This is a genomic window from Pseudomonas sp. Irchel s3a18 (assembly GCF_900187535.1).
Classification (GTDB): Bacteria; Pseudomonadota; Gammaproteobacteria; order Pseudomonadales; family Pseudomonadaceae; genus Aquipseudomonas.
The window spans coordinates 93061-108471 of the sequence record NZ_FYDV01000002.1 but is presented as its reverse complement, the minus strand read 5'-3'; the positions used below and the strand labels follow the sequence as shown (position 1 = coordinate 108471).

At 60.5% G+C, this 15411-nt stretch carries 15 protein-coding genes; 2 read left to right on the top strand and 13 right to left on the bottom strand.

What is annotated here, in order from left to right; translation table 11 throughout:
* Positions 1–89: 89 nt before the first annotated feature.
* From CKW29_RS03600 to minC, 6 genes are all read right to left on the bottom strand, one after another.
* Complete coding sequence (locus CKW29_RS03600) at positions 90–1379, bottom strand: M18 family aminopeptidase (RefSeq protein WP_095143990.1); 1290 nt, start codon at positions 1377–1379, stop codon at positions 90–92.
* 96 nt (positions 1380–1475) lie between these two features.
* On the bottom strand, positions 1476–2579 hold the full coding sequence (locus CKW29_RS03595) for a hypothetical protein (protein ID WP_095143989.1): 1104 nt from the start codon (positions 2577–2579) through the stop codon (positions 1476–1478).
* Between the two features lie 53 nt (positions 2580–2632).
* Positions 2633–3268, bottom strand: a complete 636-nt coding sequence (locus CKW29_RS03590; protein ID WP_007940846.1) for an RluA family pseudouridine synthase — start codon at positions 3266–3268, stop codon at positions 2633–2635.
* Positions 3269–3358: 90 nt separating this feature from the next.
* The gene (minE, locus tag CKW29_RS03585; RefSeq protein ID WP_095143988.1) at positions 3359–3613 is read right to left on the bottom strand and encodes a cell division topological specificity factor MinE; all 255 of its coding nucleotides are present in this window, start codon (positions 3611–3613) and stop codon (positions 3359–3361) included.
* Positions 3613–4425, bottom strand: coding sequence for a septum site-determining protein MinD (gene minD, locus CKW29_RS03580; protein ID WP_095143987.1), 813 nt, complete (start codon positions 4423–4425; stop codon positions 3613–3615). Before minD ends, minE begins: the two co-directional genes overlap by 1 nt.
* Before the next feature lie 199 nt (positions 4426–4624).
* Positions 4625–5362 carry a septum site-determining protein MinC gene (gene minC / locus CKW29_RS03575; protein WP_095144072.1) on the bottom strand — a complete coding sequence of 246 codons (738 nt, stop codon included), beginning with the start codon at positions 5360–5362 and terminating at the stop codon, positions 4625–4627.
* Positions 5363–5481: 119 nt separating this feature from the next.
* Between minC and CKW29_RS03570 the strand changes: the two genes are divergently transcribed.
* Entirely contained in the window at positions 5482–6414 is a 933-nt protein-coding gene (locus CKW29_RS03570) for a lipid A biosynthesis lauroyl acyltransferase (protein ID WP_095143986.1), read from the top strand.
* Positions 6415–6460: 46 nt separating this feature from the next.
* Positions 6461–7633, top strand: coding sequence for a patatin-like phospholipase family protein (locus tag CKW29_RS03565; RefSeq protein WP_095143985.1), 1173 nt, complete (start codon positions 6461–6463; stop codon positions 7631–7633).
* Between the two features lie 60 nt (positions 7634–7693).
* Here CKW29_RS03565 and CKW29_RS03560 read toward each other — a convergent pair whose 3' ends face one another.
* The 7 genes from CKW29_RS03560 to alc form a co-directional block, all read right to left on the bottom strand.
* On the bottom strand, positions 7694–8548 hold the full coding sequence (locus CKW29_RS03560; RefSeq protein WP_095147953.1) for a pirin family protein: 855 nt from the start codon (positions 8546–8548) through the stop codon (positions 7694–7696).
* 210 nt (positions 8549–8758) lie between these two features.
* Positions 8759–9544, bottom strand: a complete 786-nt coding sequence (locus CKW29_RS03555) for an outer membrane protein OmpK (protein WP_095143983.1) — start codon at positions 9542–9544, stop codon at positions 8759–8761.
* Between the two features lie 384 nt (positions 9545–9928).
* Entirely contained in the window at positions 9929–10714 is a 786-nt protein-coding gene (locus CKW29_RS03550) for an outer membrane protein OmpK (protein ID WP_095143982.1), read from the bottom strand.
* Between the two features lie 147 nt (positions 10715–10861).
* A complete protein-coding gene (locus CKW29_RS03545; protein WP_095143981.1) occupies positions 10862–12220 on the bottom strand; it encodes a nucleobase:cation symporter-2 family protein in 1359 nt (452 codons plus the stop codon).
* 142 nt (positions 12221–12362) lie between these two features.
* Positions 12363–13664 carry a urate hydroxylase PuuD gene (locus tag CKW29_RS03540; RefSeq protein WP_095143980.1) on the bottom strand — a complete coding sequence of 434 codons (1302 nt, stop codon included), beginning with the start codon at positions 13662–13664 and terminating at the stop codon, positions 12363–12365.
* Between the two features lie 50 nt (positions 13665–13714).
* Positions 13715–14218 (bottom strand): ureidoglycolate lyase, encoded by a 504-nt coding sequence (locus tag CKW29_RS03535; RefSeq protein ID WP_007898831.1) that lies wholly within the window; start codon positions 14216–14218, stop codon positions 13715–13717.
* A gap of 147 nt (positions 14219–14365) precedes the next feature.
* Complete coding sequence (gene alc / locus CKW29_RS03530) at positions 14366–15361, bottom strand: allantoicase (RefSeq protein WP_095143979.1); 996 nt, start codon at positions 15359–15361, stop codon at positions 14366–14368.
* Positions 15362–15411: the final 50 nt, after the last annotated feature.

The following is a 15411-nucleotide window of genomic DNA, read 5'->3' as shown; positions in this document are numbered from 1 at the left end:
GCGGGACAGATTGATGTTTGTCACTGATGGCTCAAGTAGCCCGGGTGCCGGATGGGGCGAGGGAGCGCGGCCCCTCGCCACCCCCAGGCTCAAGGCAATTGGCGAGAGGCGTAGAACGCGCTGAGCACTTTCACCAGGTGGATCAGGTCATGGCTGCCGCACAGCTCACGGATCGAGTGCATGGCGAAGGTCGGCAGGCCGATATCCACGGTGCGCACGCCCAGGTGGCTGGCGGTGATCGGGCCGATGGTCGAGCCGCAGCCCATGTCGCTGCGGACCACAAAGCTCTGCACCGGGACTTCTTCGGCCATGCACAGGTGGCGGAAGAACCCGGCGGTTTCGCTGTTGGTGGCGTAGCGCTGGTTGCTGTTGACCTTGATCACCGGGCCGGCGTTGAGTTTCGGGCCGTGGTTGGCGTCGTGCTTGTCGGCGTAGTTGGGGTGTACGCCGTGGGCGTTGTCGGCCGAAATCAGCAGGGATTTCTGAATGGTGCGGACGAACTCTTCGCCTTCAGGCAACAGGCGCCGCAGGGTCTGCTCCAGCATCGGGCCGTCGGCGCCGCAGGCCGAGCAGGAGCCGACTTCTTCGTGGTCGTTGGCGACAAACACGCAGGTTTCGTCGGTCTCGGCATTGAGCAATGCTTGCAGGCCGGCGTAGCACGACAGCAGGTTGTCCAGGCGCGCGCCGGCAATGAAGTCGCCATGCAGGCCAATAACAGCAGCGCTCTGGGTGTCGTAGAAACTCAGCTCGTAGTCGAGCACCACGTCGGCGTTCAGGCCGTGCTCCAGGGCGAGCTGATTGGTGAGCACCGCGCGAAAGTCCACGCGCTCGTCACCGGCAAACTGCGCGAGGATCGGCGGCAGTTCGGTCTGCGCATTGATGGCCCAGCCCAGGTTGGCATCACGGTTGAGGTGGATGGCCAGGTTGGGAATGGTGGCAATCGGTGTCTTGAAGTCGATCAACTGGCTTTCGACCTTGCCGTCACGGCGGAAGGTCACACGGCCGGCCAGCGACAGGTCGCGGTCAAACCACGGGGCGAGCAGGGCGCCACCATAGACTTCGACACCCAGCTGCCAGAATCCCTGGCGTTGCAGTTCAGGTTGCGGCTTGACCCGCAGGCAGGGGCTGTCGGTATGGGCGCCGACCATGCGGATGCCGTCGTACAGCGGGGAGTTGCGGCCCATCTTGATGGCAACGATCGAGGAATCGTTGCGGGTCACGTAGTAACGACCGTTGGCTTCGGTGGTCCAGGGCTCGCGCTCATCGAGCCGCTGATAGCCCGCCGCTTCCAGGCGCTGAACAAGGCTGGCGGTGGCATGGAACGGGGTAGGGGAGGCCTTGAGAAAGTCGATCAGGCCTTGGTTCAACTCTTCGCGCATAAGTAGCTCCAGACAGCAGTGTCGCGAGTTTAACGTATTGGCCCAAGGCTTTGGGCAAGTGCTTTGGCGGCACGGCAACGGACTCGCAACTGCGGATCAATGTGTCAAACGCTTGCGCAGATAGGCAATGATGGTCTGTTCATCGGCCGACTTTGCAGGTTTGGGCAGGTGTTTTGGCCAGCGACCCTTTTCGCTCCCGATGAATTTTTTCTGCGTGCTTTCGTCCCAGCGCAGAATCTCCCGGGAGGCGGATTCCCACCATTCATGCCGGCAGACCTCGTAGTACGGGTGATCGGGAGCGGCACTGCCGTACAGCAGGTTGCGACCGACTTTTTTCATGCTGCCACGCGTGTTGCGCAACTTCCATTTGATGCGCAGGCGCTGCCAGGGCGAGGGAAATGGCTTGCGGCATGGCACTTCGGTGCAGAGCACGGGGAGTTCGGGGCGGAACGCTTCGCCATGCCGGGTGAAGAAGTGCTTTTGCATGGCATGGAAAAAGCGTTTCTCGGCAAAATAGTGATAAATGAATTTCTTGGCTTCTTGCACCGGCTTGTCGCGCATCGAGAATGACAGGGCAATCTGCTCGATCGTATGGATATCGAACGAGTCCCGGGTCCACTCGTCGATGAGGCGGACGGTCGTTTCAAGCAGGGGAGTATCGCCGTCGGTGACGCCACACAGGCCGCTGTTGTACAGCTTGAAGCTGTTTTGCGCAGAGATGTCATGGGCGAGCAGGCACTTGCCCAGCTTCACATAGTCCGGGCGCTCGCACACATAGCTCCAGTCGTACTCAAAGCGGTCCATCACATACTGTCCTGGCCCGATCCGCTCGAAGAGGCGATGGGGGTTTTCCAGAAACAGGGTGTCGGTGTCGACGAACAGGGTCTTTTGCGCCAGTTTCAGCCCTTCGGCGATGGCGCAGGCCTTGCGTCGGTGGTGATAACCGTTTTCGCCCTGCCAGGCCGTGAGGGTCTGCTCGCTCAGGAAGAGGGTGTCGACCGGCCAGCCCACATAGTCCTGCGGGCGATCGGTCATGACCCTGATGCACAGCGACTCGCCCCGTTTGAGTTGGGCGAGGGCGGTGAGCATGCTGAACTTGGCTTCGCGCCGGTACACGTCGTTGTCGCCGTAGACGAGATAAAGCAGCTGTTGCGGGGCTTTCTCAAGGGGCGTCGACAATGGGAGTGAGTTAAGCGTCATCGGTCCGAGGTCCTTCAGGTGTCGATGGGTTCCACGAGCAAGGTTCAAGGCTCTTAGAACGGTGCCGGGCACTCAAAGCGCAGGCGTTCGCCACTTTGCGGGTGGGTAAAGCTGAGCATGCTGGCATGCAGGCATAACCGCGGCCAGGCCGCCAGGGCCTGTGGGTGGGCATAGAGCCCGTCACCCAGCAGCGGATGACCGATGGACAGCATGTGTACGCGCAACTGGTGCGAGCGGCCGGTGATGGGCGTCAGCTCCACGCGGCACCAGTCGCCGCAGCGCTCCAGTACACGCCAGAAGGTCAGCGCATGTTTGCCGAACTCATGATCCACCACATGCCGTGGCTTGGTCGGCGGGTCGTAGCGCAGTGGCAAATCGATGCTGCCACTGTCCAGTTCCGGTTGGCCCCAGCACAGCGCGGTGTAGGCTTTTTCGGTTTCACGGTCATGAAACTGCCGAGACAGTTCGCGATGGGTATCCGGGTCGCGTGCCAGCAGGATGATCCCTGACGTTTCCCAGTCCAGTCGATGGACAATGCGGGCTTCCGGGTAGCCGTTTTCTTGCAGGCGGGTGATCAGGCAGTCCTTGTTGTCATCGGCGCGACCGGGCACCGAGAGCAGCAGCGTAGGCTTGTCCACCACCAGTACAGCGGCGTCCTGATGGATGATGCGGATATTCGACAGCGGCATTAAAACAGCCTCGTAACAAACGCCAACGGCGGCTCAGGCCCTTTCCAGTTCGGAAAGGACCTGAGCCGCCGTGGCTCCAGCCGGATCGACTCAGCGATCTGGCAGGGTGATATTGAGTTCCAGAATCGAGCAGCTGCCCTGGTTTTCCAGTGCGACATGCACATCATCGGACCCGATATTGACGTACTTGCGGATCACCTCGACCAACTCCTTCTGCAGGGCTGGCAAGTAGTCAGGGGTGCTGCGCTGGCCGCGTTCATGCGCCACGATGATCTGTAGACGCTCTTTCGCTACCGACGCGGTGTTTACTTTTTTGCTGGCACGAAAGAAGTCAAAAAGATTCATTATCTACCTCCAAACAGGCGCTCGAAGAATCCCTTCTTCTCGACATCAAGGAACCGGTGTTCGCGGTCTTTACCCAACAGGCGATCAACGGTATCGCTGTAGGCCTGGCCGGCATCGCTCTGGTCATCGAGGATCACTGGAACACCCTGGTTGGATGCCTTGAGCACCGCCTGGGATTCAGGGATCACGCCGAGCAAGGTCACCGAGAGGATGTCCTTGACGTCTTCGACGCCGAGCATTTCGCCCTTGCTCACGCGCTCTGGATGGTAACGGGTGATCAGCAGGTGTTCCTTGATCGGGTCTTCGCCTCTTTCGGCGCGACGGGACTTGCTGGCCAGTAGGCCCAGCATGCGGTCGGAGTCACGGACCGAGGACACTTCCGGGTTAGTCACGACGATCGCTTCATCGGCGAAGTACATGGCCAGATGGGCACCTTTCTCGATACCGGCCGGGGAGTCGCAGACCACGAACTCGAAGTCTTCCTTGAGTTGCATCAGGACTTTTTCCACGCCTTCGACGGTCAGCGCGTCTTTGTCGCGGGTCTGGCTGGCGGCCAGGACGTAGAGGTTCTCAAGGCGCTTGTCCTTGATCAGGGCCTGCTGCAGGTTGGCTTCGCCGTTGACCACGTTGACGAAGTCATACACCACGCGACGCTCGCAACCCATGATCAGGTCGAGGTTACGCAGGCCGACGTCGAAGTCGACGATGACTGTTTTGTGACCACGCAGAGCGAGGCCGGTACCGATAGCGGCGCTGGTGGTGGTTTTACCCACACCACCCTTGCCGGATGTAACCACGAGAATCTTGGCCAAGGTGTTTTACCCCTAAGGAAAAAGGACGTTTAGCCCCGAAAAACATCTCTTGAAAACTACTGCAGTCGGACAGCCTTGGCTGGAATCCGGCCTGGGGCGGGGTTTACCTCCGGTAAACACTGCTTTGTGCCTTTTTCCTACTTCGTTTGAGCCGTTTTCACTACGTTTTAGAGATGCTTGGAAAATGCGGCAGTATCCGTTAAAGCCGAATGATGTTCAACACGTCGCCCGACAGGCTGACTTGTACGCCGGAGCCCCATAGCGGGTCACGGCGCAAGTCCTCGGAAACCTTGTAGTGGCCGGCGATGGACAGCAGTTCAGCGCTCATTTGCTGACAGAAAATCCGTGCCTTGGTGTCACCTTTTACACCGGCCAGCGCACGACCGCGCATCGGGCCGTATACATGGATGTTGCCATCGGCGAGAAGTTCCGCCCCCGGGCTGACCGAGGAAACCACTACCAAATCGCCACCCTGGGCGTAAATCTGCTGGCCACCCCGTACTGGCGAAGTGATGATTCGCGTCGGTTTTACCGTGGGTTCGGGCGGTTTTTCCGGTTTTTTCCTGATTTCGCCTTCCAGCGGGTCGAGCGGCCGTTCACGGGCACCGGACGGTGGCAACACTGGCAGGTCGACCGAAATCGCCGCCGCGATGTCTTCGATGCGGCTGGCGCGGATGGCCAGTGTGCGCAGGCCATGCTGGCGACAAACACGCATCAGCGCGGGCAGGTCCACAGCGCCTTCAGTGGCTGGGAGCTTGTCCAGGGCCAGCACCAGCGGGGCATTGCTGAAAAAGTTGGGGGCCAGAGCGACCTTCGCCGCCAGTTGACGGTCGAGGTTTTCCAGGTCGTTGCGGGCCAGTTCCAGCACCGTAATGGCGAGCATGCTGCCCTTCAACTGGAACACGGGATCTTGGTCTAGCGGGTCGGTTTGGCTCATGGTCGGCATAAAACGGCTTGTCACTAAAAGTGCCGAGACTTATAACGAGAACGCCCGCAGGCCGCAAGCCGGGTCGAACCGTTGTAGAATGCGCGGCCATTGTCTTTCCGGAATCGTTAATGGATCGCCCGCAATTTCGAGCTGCATTTCTTTCGCCACGCTTTTGGCCGCTATGGTGCGGTCTAGGGCTGCTGTGGCTGGTCGTTCAGTTGCCGTATCCGTGGCTGTTGCGCATCGGTCGCGTGCTCGGTGCCGGCATGTATCGGGTCGCTGGCGACCGCCGCCGCATTGCCAAGCGCAACCTTGAGTTGTGTTTTCCGGAGAAAACACCCGCCGAACGCAAGCGTCTACTCAAGGATAACTTCGCCTCCACCGGTATCGCCTTCTTTGAAATGGCCATGAGTTGGTGGTGGCCGCGCGAGCGTCTGGCGCGCCTGTCCCACATCGAAGGCCTGGAACACCTCAAGCAGGCTCAGCGCGAAGGCAAGGGCGTGATCCTGATGGCCCTGCACTTCACCACCCTGGAAGTCGGTGCGGCCTTGCTCGGTCAGCAACACACCATCGACGGCATGTACCGCGAACATAAAAACCCGCTGTTCGATTTCATCCAGCGCCGGGGTCGCGAGCGGCACAACCTCGATTCGCTGGCCATCGAGCGCGAAGACGTGCGCGGCATGTTCAAGTTGCTGCGCTCGGGCAGGGCGATCTGGTACGCACCGGACCAGGATTACGGCGCCAAGCAGAGTATCTTCGTGCCCTTGTTCGGGATCATGGCGGCCACGGTTCCGGCCACCAGTAAGTTCGCCAAGCTGGGCAAGGCATTGGTAGTGCCGTTCACCCAGGAGCGTCTGGCCGATGGCAGTGGTTACCGCCTGGTGATCCATGCGCCGTTCAGCGATTTCCCCGGGGAAAGCGACGAAGTGGATTGCATCCGCATCAACCAGTGGATCGAACGCGCTGTCAGTGCGTGCCCGGAGCAATATCTCTGGGCTCACCGACGCTTCAAGAGCCGCCCGCCAGGCGAGCCGAAACTGTACGACAAGCGTGGTTGAACCAACCCCGCTGGATTGAAGCCCCCAGGCGCCATGGAGTGTTGCGATGAGTTCAGCTGAGCCGGTTACAGGACTGATTCTTTCCGGCGGTGGGGCTCGTGCGGCATATCAGGTGGGGGTGCTGGCGGCCATTGCCGAATTGCTGCCCCCAGGGGCTGCCAACCCGTTTCCGGTGATCGTCGGCACGTCGGCCGGTGCCATCAATGCGGTGAGCCTGGCCAGCGGGGCGACGGACTTTACCGCGGCGGTCGAACGCCTGACCGCATTCTGGCAAGGCTTTCGCAGTCGACAAGTACTGCGCAGCGACTGGCCAGGGGTGATCCGCCAGGCCAGTCGCTTTGTCATTCACAGCTTGCTGGGGATCGGTGCCAAGGTCCCGGTGGCGCTGCTCGACAGTTCACCGCTGCGGGAACTGCTCAACGACAAACTGGATTTGTCCGGGATCAACCAGGCCATCGCCCAAAAGCAATTGCACGCCGTGGCGCTGACCGCGTTCGGCTATGAGTCCGCGCAGGCCGTGACTTTCTATCAGGGTGGCCGAAGCATCGATGCCTGGCTGCGCCATCGGCGCATCGGCGTGCCGACCCAATTGACCGTTGATCATTTGCTCGCCAGCTCGGCGATCCCGTTGTTGTTTGCCCCGGTGAAAATCGAAAGCGAGTATTTCGGCGACGGGGCTGTGCGGCAGTCGGCCCCCATCAGCCCGGCGTTGCACTTGGGCGCCAACAGGGTGCTGGTGGTGGGGGTCAGCGGCAATCCGCGCGGTGTCGACCCGGATAACCCCTTGCAACGTACCTACAGTGGACAGCAGCCGTCGCTGGCACAGATCGGCGGGCACATGCTCAACAGCACGTTCATCGACAGCCTGGAGAGCGACATCGAGTTGCTGCAGCGCTTGAACCAGTTCAGCCATGTGATGCCCCCGGGCAGTTCGGCCCGCAAGCTGGGGGTGGCGCCCGTGGAGGTGCTGGTGATTGCGCCGAGCCAGCCGATCGACGAGATCGCCGCGCGTCACCGCCAGGAGCTGCCGGCGGCGTTGCGCCTGTTCCTGCGCGGGCCGGGTGCGACCAGGACCAGCGGTGCCGGGGTGTTGAGCTATTTGTTGTTTGAATCCGGATATTGCAGTGAACTGATCGAGCTCGGCCGCCGTGATGCCTTGGCCAAGCGCGATGAGTTGTGCCGGTTTTTGCGGTTGCAGGAGCCTGCCATCCCGGCTTGAGTACCGTGCGCGGCCATCGCTAGCTGGCTCGCGATGGCCTGGTTGCAGGCGTGGAATACCTCAGGCAGTCAGCCGGTCATCACGAAAATCCCGGAGCGCCTGTTCGATCTCGTCCCGGGTGTTCATCACAAACGGTCCGTACTGCACGATAGGCTCACCCAGTGGCTTGCCAGCCATCAACAGCACGCGGGCTCCTGACGGGCTGCTCAGGTGTACTGTCCCTTTATCCGACAAACGGACCAGTTTACTGGCGGCCACACTGTGCGGATGGCCCTGCAATTGGATGCTGCCTTCGTAGACATACAGCAGCGCCCGATGCCCGTCCGGCAGTTCTGGCGTGATGTGGCTGCCGGCTGGCAGGTGCAGGTCGAGGTAGTGGGGTTCAGTGTCTGGCCGTTGTACCGCGCCAGCCTGTTTGACCGCACCCTCTTCGAACAGGCCGGCGATCACCAGCACCTCGACACCTTGCGCGGTTTTCACGCGTGGCAGCTCGGCCGGTGGAATGTCGCGATAACCGGCCGGGTCGAGTTTGTGCTTGCCCGGCAGGTTCAGCCACAGCTGGAAGCCACGCATCACGCCTTGTTCCTGCTCCGGCATTTCGCTGTGGATGATGCCTTTGGCCGCCGTCATCCATTGCACGCCACCGCTTTGCAGCAAACCGACGTTGCCCAGGCGGTCTTCATGGCGCATCCGGCCTTCGAGCATATAGGTCACGGTTTCGAAACCACGGTGCGGGTGAGGTGGGAAACCGGCGATATAGTCGTCGGGATTTTCCGAGCCGAATTCATCGAGCATCAGAAACGGATCGAAGCGCTCGACCCCCGGGCCACCGAAGACGCGAGTGAGTTTGACCCCGGCACCATCAGACGCGGGTTGGCCGGTGTGCAGGCTGAGTACTGTGCGAAATGACGTCATGGGTGCAATCCCTTGAAAGAATGGAATGGCGCCATGCTATGCCAGTCATATCGATCAATGGTTGCGAATTTTGCGATGGTTTAATCAGTTTTTTAGATGTAGATCATTCCCGCGCAGCGCAGGGGAATGATCCATCACCGCCGGCATGGCCCCTTGCACTCGATGCGCTTGTGTAGGGGGCGGCCGGAGACTCGATCTGGCTGAGCCGGATCAGAAGTGCACTTTCACCAGGAAGCTGGTCACGCTCTGGTCGGTCTTGAAGCCTTGGCTGTCTTCGATACCGTACTTGTTTTTCCAGTAGTCGTATTCGACACCCACGTACAGCTGTTTCTCGCCAAAATGCAACGCCTTGCCCAGGTCGTACTTGATCTGTGGGTTGAAGTGCAGGTTGGCGTGGTATTCACCTTTGTCGTTCACGTCGTTGTCGACCACCCAGTCCATGAAGCCGTCGATCAGTACGTCAGAGCTGCCCATTGGAATGGTGTAGGACCAGACCGGAGTGACCTGCCAGACATCGTCACCCGGGCGACCACCTTCGGTATGGCGGTTGTAGAAGTTCAGCTGGAAGTAGTCAAAGCCCGGAATCGCCAGGTCGAAGCCTGGACCGATCAGGTAGGACTCGGTGTCGTCTTCGCCAAACTCATAGGTCATGGCCAGCAGGACGTCCTTGATCGGGCCGAATTCGAATTTCTGGTCGAAGATCTTGCCGAACGACAGGCGCGGTTGGAGTTCGCCGTAGTGGCTGTTCTCACCCGCGAAGGCATCCTCTTTACCGTTGTAGAAAATCTTGTCGATGAAGAAGAAGTTGTCGCCGTACTTCCAGGCATCGGCGTGCTCGAACGTCACGGTCTGCTGGATACGCGGGTTGACTTGAAAGTCTTTGCCGTAGAGGTAACTCAGGCTGTTGTTCTGCCACAGCAGCAGATCTTCGGCCATTGCCTGGCCCCCTGCCAGCAAGGATCCCGCGAGCATCAGGCTAGCGCACATACGTTTCATTCGGTTGCTCCCAAAGTAGGTGGTTCCACGTTTTTTTTGTCAGACGGCGCTCTGGTGTGGCGCCTTTTCTCGATGCTGCAAAAATCATCCAATCGATCAGCTTCAGAGCTCCCGGCAAATGCTGGGCCAAGGCTTTTAAAAAGCAAAAGAACGCCAGCCCGGCTGTTCGAAAACAGTCGGTCAAGCGTCCATTCGGCGTTTAGTAGACTCTGCCTCGTGACCGTCCAGGGCCGGGATAAGTTGGCTTTCTGGTCAGGATTTTGATCCGGGCTTTTTTTTAGACCAGATTCAGACGGCCGCGGAGAATACTGGCTCCCGCGCCATGGCTCAAGCGCCTCGCAACGGAGCACCGATAACAGGCCTGGGGCATCGTTGCGGGCCATTCTAGAAGTGCACCTTGACCAGCAGGCTGGCGGTGTTTTGGTTGGTGTCCAGGTTCGAGCTGTGCTCGACGCCGTACTTGTCTTTCCAGTAGCTGTACTCGGCACCGACATAGAGCTGTTTCTCGCGGCCGTTCAGTGCCTTGCCCAGGTCGTACTTGATCTGTGGATTGAGGTGCAGGTTGGCGTGGTACGTGCCGCGCGAGTTCTGGTCGTTGTCCACCACCCAATCGAGGTATCCATCGATCAGGACGTTGGAGCGGCCGACAGGGATGGTGTAGGACCAGGTCGGCGTAATCTGCCAGACGCCGTCGCCAGGGCGCGGACCTTCGGTCTGGCGACGGTAAAAGTTCAGCGTGACGTAGTTGAAGCCAGGCACGGCGAGGTCGAAGCCGGGACCGATCAGGTAGGCCTCGCTTTCGCCTTCGCCGTATTCATAGGTCATGGCCAGCAGCACGTCCTTGATCGGGCCGTACTGCAGTTTCTGGTCGAAGATCTTGCCCGCGGACAGGCGTGGGCTGAACTCGCCGTAAAAGCTGTGGGGACCTTTGTTGGGGTCTTGCTGGCCGTTGTAGAAAATCTTGTCGACGAACAGAAAGGTGTCGCCGTACTTCCAGCGGTCGGCGTGCTCGAAGGTCACCGTCTGCTGGATCGAGGGGTTGATTGCAAAATTCTTGCCGTACAGGTAGCTCAGGCTGTTGGTCTGCCACAGCAGCAAGTCCCCGGCCATGGCCTGGGTGGCCGCGAACAGTGTGCCGCTCAAGAGCAGGCTTGAAGGTGTACGTAACATGGTGTTGCTCCCTGATTATTCTTATTTTTAATGCGCAGGCAGCCGCCGACTGCGACCGGATCGGCTGCCGGTCTGCCTGTCATGCGTGTACGTCGTCTTGCGGGTCGAGCGGTGAAAAGGGCGGCCATTGCGCCGCCCGTCAATCGATCAATGGGCGTTTGCGTGACAATCGTTGATAGCCGCGCGTTCGCTACCGCCGAGGATGTTGAACAACAGGTTCAGCGTCAGCGCGCTGAGGGTGGCCATGGCAATGCCGCTGTGGGTGATCGGGCTCATCCACAACGGCAAGTGGGCGAAGAAGTCCGGGCGAACCACGGGAATCAGGCCCATGCCGATACTCACCGCGACCAGCAGTTGATTGCGACGGTCGGCGATGTCGGCTTCCTGGAGGATCTTGATCCCGGTGGCCGCGACCATGCCGAACATGGCGATCGCCGCGCCGCCGAGTACCGCCGGTGGAATCGAGGCTACCAGGAAGGCCGCTTTGGGCAGCAGGCTGAGCAGAATCAGCAACCCGCCGGCGACGATGGTCACCGAGCGGCAACGCACGCCGGTCATCTGTACCAGGCCGATGTTCTGGGCGAACGAGGAGTGGGTGAAGGTGTTGAGGAAGCCGGCGAAGAAGGAGGCGCCGGCGTCACACAGCAAGCCGCGGCGCAGCATGCGGGGGCAGACTTCCTGGCCGGTGATCTTGCCCAGTGCCAGGAACATCCCGGTGGACTCGACGAAGATGATCACCACCACCAGGCACATCGACAGGATCGGCGCCAGGTGGAACTGCGGCATGCCAAAGTGCAGCGGCGTGACCACCTGAACCCAGGGAGCCTGCGCCATGCCACTGAGGTCGACCATGCCGATCACACCGCAGAGGATGTAGCCCAGGCCCATGCCGATCAGCACTGAAATGTTGACCCAGAAACCGCGCATGAAGCGGTGGATCAACAGGATGGTGCCCAGTACCAGGGCGGCGATGGCCAGGTAAACGGGAGAGCCGAACTCTGCCGCGGCGTTGCCACCGCCGGCCCAGTTGACGGCGACGGGGAACAGCGACAAACCGATCGAGGTGATGACGGTGCCGGTCACCAGGGGAGGGAAGAAGCGCACCACTTTGGACATGAACGGTGCGATGAGCATGCCGAAGAACCCGGCGGCGATGGTTGCGCCGAAGATTCCCTGCAGGCCGATACCGGGCATGCCGGCCATGGCCACCATGCTGCCGACGGCGGCAAAACTGGCGCCCATCATCACCGGCATGCGGATCCCCATGGGGCCTATCCCCAGGGATTGCACGATGGTGGCGATACCGGCGACGAGCAGGTCGGCATTGATCAGGAAGGCGATTTCTTCACGACTCAGGCCGGCGGCCTGTCCGATGATCAGCGGAACCGCGATGGCTCCGCCGTACATCAGCAGAACATGTTGCAGACCTACCAGGATCAGTTGCAACACAGGCAATCGCTGGATAGCGGGTGCGTCGGGGATGCGCGCTTCGGATGACACGGACATGCAACACCTCGGATCTTTTTTATTCTTGTGATTTTGTGCATCAGGCAACCGCTGTGCGGTTGATCACGGGCAGCCGGATCACCGCCCCCACAGGTCTGGGTCATCCCTGTGGGGGCGAGCTGCCCGCGATGTTTTCAGCTACTTAAGGGGTCAAAGCTCCCTGAGCGATCCAGGCGCCGATCAGGTCACGTTCCTGTTGGGTCATCTGGGTGATGTTGCCCAGTGGCATGATCTGGGTGGCCACGGCCTGGGCCTGAATGCGCGCGGCGTTCTGGCGGATCTGTTCCGGGGTATCGAACATCACGCCAGCCGGTGCCGCGCTGAACAGCGGGCTGGTGGGCTTGGCCGAGTGGCAGACCGAGCAACGTTCCTGAATCACGCTGTGCACCTTGTCGAAGGCCGGACCTGTGTTGGATGCCTGGGCGGGTGCTGGCGCAGGGGCGGCGGCCGGTGCGGTTTCAGCGGGTTTTGCGCCACCACCGACAGCGGTTTCCGGCAGCGGCTGGTACTCGATCTTCGCCGCAGACTTGGCCACGTCCGGGTTCATCATCGGCGCAGGGCCGGTGACGTACGCCAGGCTGATCATGCCCACCGCTGCCACCGGTAAGGTCCAGGCAAACTTGTGGCTGTCGTGACGGGTGTTGAAGTAGTGGCGTACCAACACGGCCAACACGGCGATCCCGGCCAGGATCAACCAGTTGTACTGGCTGCCGTAGGTGCTCGGGAAGTGGTTGCTGATCATGATGAACAGCACCGGCAAGGTGAAGTAGTTGTTGTGACGCGAACGCAGCAGGCCTTTGGCCGGCAGGGCCGGATCCGGCGTGCGGTTCTCGGCAATCGCCGCTACCAGTGCGCGCTGCGCCGGCATGATGATGCGGAACACGTTACCCACCATGATGGTGCCGATGATGGCGCCAACGTGCAGGTAGGCACCCCGACCACTGAACACTTTGCTGAAGCCGTAGGCGGCGCCGATGATCAGTACGAACAGGATTCCACCTAGCAGGGCAGGGCGTTTGCCCAGGGCCGAGTCGCACAGGAAGGAGTAGACAAACCAGCCGACGAACAGCGAGCCGAGGCCCAGCAGTACGCCTTCAGGGCCGCTCAGGCTGCTGCCAGGGGCCAGCAGGTACAGGGTCGGGTTGGAGTAGAACACCACGCACAGCAGTGCGACCCCCGATAACCAGGTGAAGTAGGCTTCCCATTTGAACCAGTGCAGGTTGTCCGGCATGGTCGGTGGAGCCAGCTTGTATTTTTCCAGGTGGTAGATCCCGCCACCGTGAATCGCCCAGAGATCGCCGGCCAGGCCGCTCTTCGGGTTGACCCGGTTGAGGTTGTTTTCCAGCCAGACGAAATAGAACGACGCGCCGATCCAGGCCACGCCAGTGATCATGTGAACCCAGCGCACGCTCAGGTTCAGCCATTCCAACAGATGTGCTTCCACAGTCTTTACCTCTCGCCTGTCACTCTGTTGTCGAGTGATCAGACCTTCTCTTATTGGTGGGGGGCAAGGATCAAACGCTCATCCTCTTTGAAAAAATGCTCATCGCAGTTATTGCCTGTGCCACTGCGATCAACCACCAGGAAGTCATCCCGCTTTTCGATCGTCAGCACCGGGTGGTGCCAGACGCCGCGATGGTAATTAATGCCCTGCCTGCCGTTGGTGACGAAGGCGCGGACCAAGCCTGATACAGGTTCATCGCCAAGTGGCGCGACCACGATCAGAAAGGGGTTGCCGAGCAGCGGAATGAAAGCCTGGCTGCCCAGCGGATGGCGCTCCAGCATGCAGACGGTCAGCGGCATGTCCTGCGCGTCGGCGCGGAAGATGCTGATGATCGCCTTATCCTCTGGCGTGGCGGTTTCGACCGTCGCCAGTTTGTGAAAGCGCATGGTCGAACCGTTGTTGATCATGAAGTGATCGCTGCCGTCGGTTTCGATGACGTCACCGAAAGGGGCGAAGGCTTCTTTGGTCAAGGGTTCAATCGTTAGTGTGCGCATGCTGTTCTTCTTTATTTGTTTAGGTGTTGATGATTCTTTGTAGGAGCGAGCTTGCTCGCGATGGTCGTCAACGATAACGCGTGCATCCAGGATGAACGCGGTGTCCTTGGGTTTTTCGCGAGCAAGCTCGCTCCTACAGGCTCAGCATTACTTGGCGACCTTGCCCAATACCCGCAGGCGGCTCACACCACCGTCCGGGAACACGTTCAGGCGGATGTGGGTGATCGGGCCCAGGGCCTTGATCTGCTCGGCGAAGGTGTGTTCGGCGTGCATTTCCAGCTTCTGGCTTGGCAGCAGTTCACGCCAGAACAGCGACTGGGTTTCGATCTGGCTGTCGGTGCCGCCCTTGACGAACGCGCCCTGGATCGAGCAGGTGTCCGGGTAGTTGCCCTTGAAGTGCAGGGTGTCGACGACGATTTTTTCGATCTCGCCCGGATGGCCCAGCGCGACGATGACCCAGTCATTGCCCGGGGTGCGACGACGGGCGGTTTCCCAGCCATCGCCCATGTTGATGCCACGGCCCGGGTTGAGGATGTTGCTCATGCGGCCGAAGTGTTCATCGGAGCAGGCCAGGGCGCGACCACCGTTCAGGGCGGCAGCCAGGTCAACCTGTTCGTTATCGCCCACTGCCGACCAGTCGCGGAACGGAACGCCATACACGCGCAGACGGGCTACGCCACCGTCCGGGTAGATGTTGAAACGCAGGTGGCTGAACGCCTGGTCGTTGTTGATTTCGTGGTAGTGGTGGCTGTTGCCTTGCAACTCGACGGCCGACAGCACTTCAACCCACTGGGTGTTTTCGTTTGGCTCGCCGCTCGCCAGGAAGCAGGCTTCCAGGGAGGCAGATGGCGGGAAGTTGCCGGTGAAGAATGAAGTGTCGATGTCCACGCCCTTGATCGAGCCCGGTACGCCCAGGCGGATCACCGCGCTGTCGTAGCCTTCGAAGCGCTTGCGGCGCGACTCCCAGCCGTCCATCCACTTGCCGTTGTCATCGAACACGCCCTCCTTCCACACGGCCGGGGTCGGTTGGAACAGGCGATTGGCGTCTGCAAACCAGTCATCGGTGACCGAGATGATTTTGGTGCCCAGGCGGGCGTCGGCCAGGTTGACGAACTTCTCGAAAGGTACGGCGTAAGCTTTCATTCTTCTTGTCTGCCTTTAAATAAGTGGCTTGGGATGCTTGCGAGGCTCTG

Excerpts from the sequence above, each read along its gene's own strand:
- CKW29_RS03600 (WP_095143990.1), bottom strand. The coding sequence starts at position 1,379 with ATGCGCGAAGAGTTGAACCAAGGCCTGATCGACTTTCTCAAGGCCTCC.
- CKW29_RS03595 (WP_095143989.1), bottom strand. The coding sequence starts at position 2,579 with ATGACGCTTAACTCACTCCCATTGTCGACGCCCCTTGAGAAAGCCCCG.
- CKW29_RS03590 (WP_007940846.1), bottom strand. The coding sequence starts at position 3,268 with ATGCCGCTGTCGAATATCCGCATCATCCATCAGGACGCCGCTGTACTG.
- minE (WP_095143988.1), bottom strand. The coding sequence starts at position 3,613 with ATGAATCTTTTTGACTTCTTTCGTGCCAGCAAAAAAGTAAACACCGCG.
- minC (WP_095144072.1), bottom strand. The coding sequence starts at position 5,362 with ATGAGCCAAACCGACCCGCTAGACCAAGATCCCGTGTTCCAGTTGAAG.
- CKW29_RS03570 (WP_095143986.1), top strand. The coding sequence starts at position 5,482 with ATGGATCGCCCGCAATTTCGAGCTGCATTTCTTTCGCCACGCTTTTGG.
- CKW29_RS03565 (WP_095143985.1), top strand. The coding sequence starts at position 6,461 with ATGAGTTCAGCTGAGCCGGTTACAGGACTGATTCTTTCCGGCGGTGGG.
- CKW29_RS03560 (WP_095147953.1), bottom strand. The coding sequence starts at position 8,548 with ATGACGTCATTTCGCACAGTACTCAGCCTGCACACCGGCCAACCCGCG.
- CKW29_RS03555 (WP_095143983.1), bottom strand. The coding sequence starts at position 9,544 with ATGAAACGTATGTGCGCTAGCCTGATGCTCGCGGGATCCTTGCTGGCA.
- CKW29_RS03550 (WP_095143982.1), bottom strand. The coding sequence starts at position 10,714 with ATGTTACGTACACCTTCAAGCCTGCTCTTGAGCGGCACACTGTTCGCG.
- CKW29_RS03545 (WP_095143981.1), bottom strand. The coding sequence starts at position 12,220 with ATGTCCGTGTCATCCGAAGCGCGCATCCCCGACGCACCCGCTATCCAG.
- CKW29_RS03535 (WP_007898831.1), bottom strand. The coding sequence starts at position 14,218 with ATGCGCACACTAACGATTGAACCCTTGACCAAAGAAGCCTTCGCCCCT.
- alc (WP_095143979.1), bottom strand. The coding sequence starts at position 15,361 with ATGAAAGCTTACGCCGTACCTTTCGAGAAGTTCGTCAACCTGGCCGAC.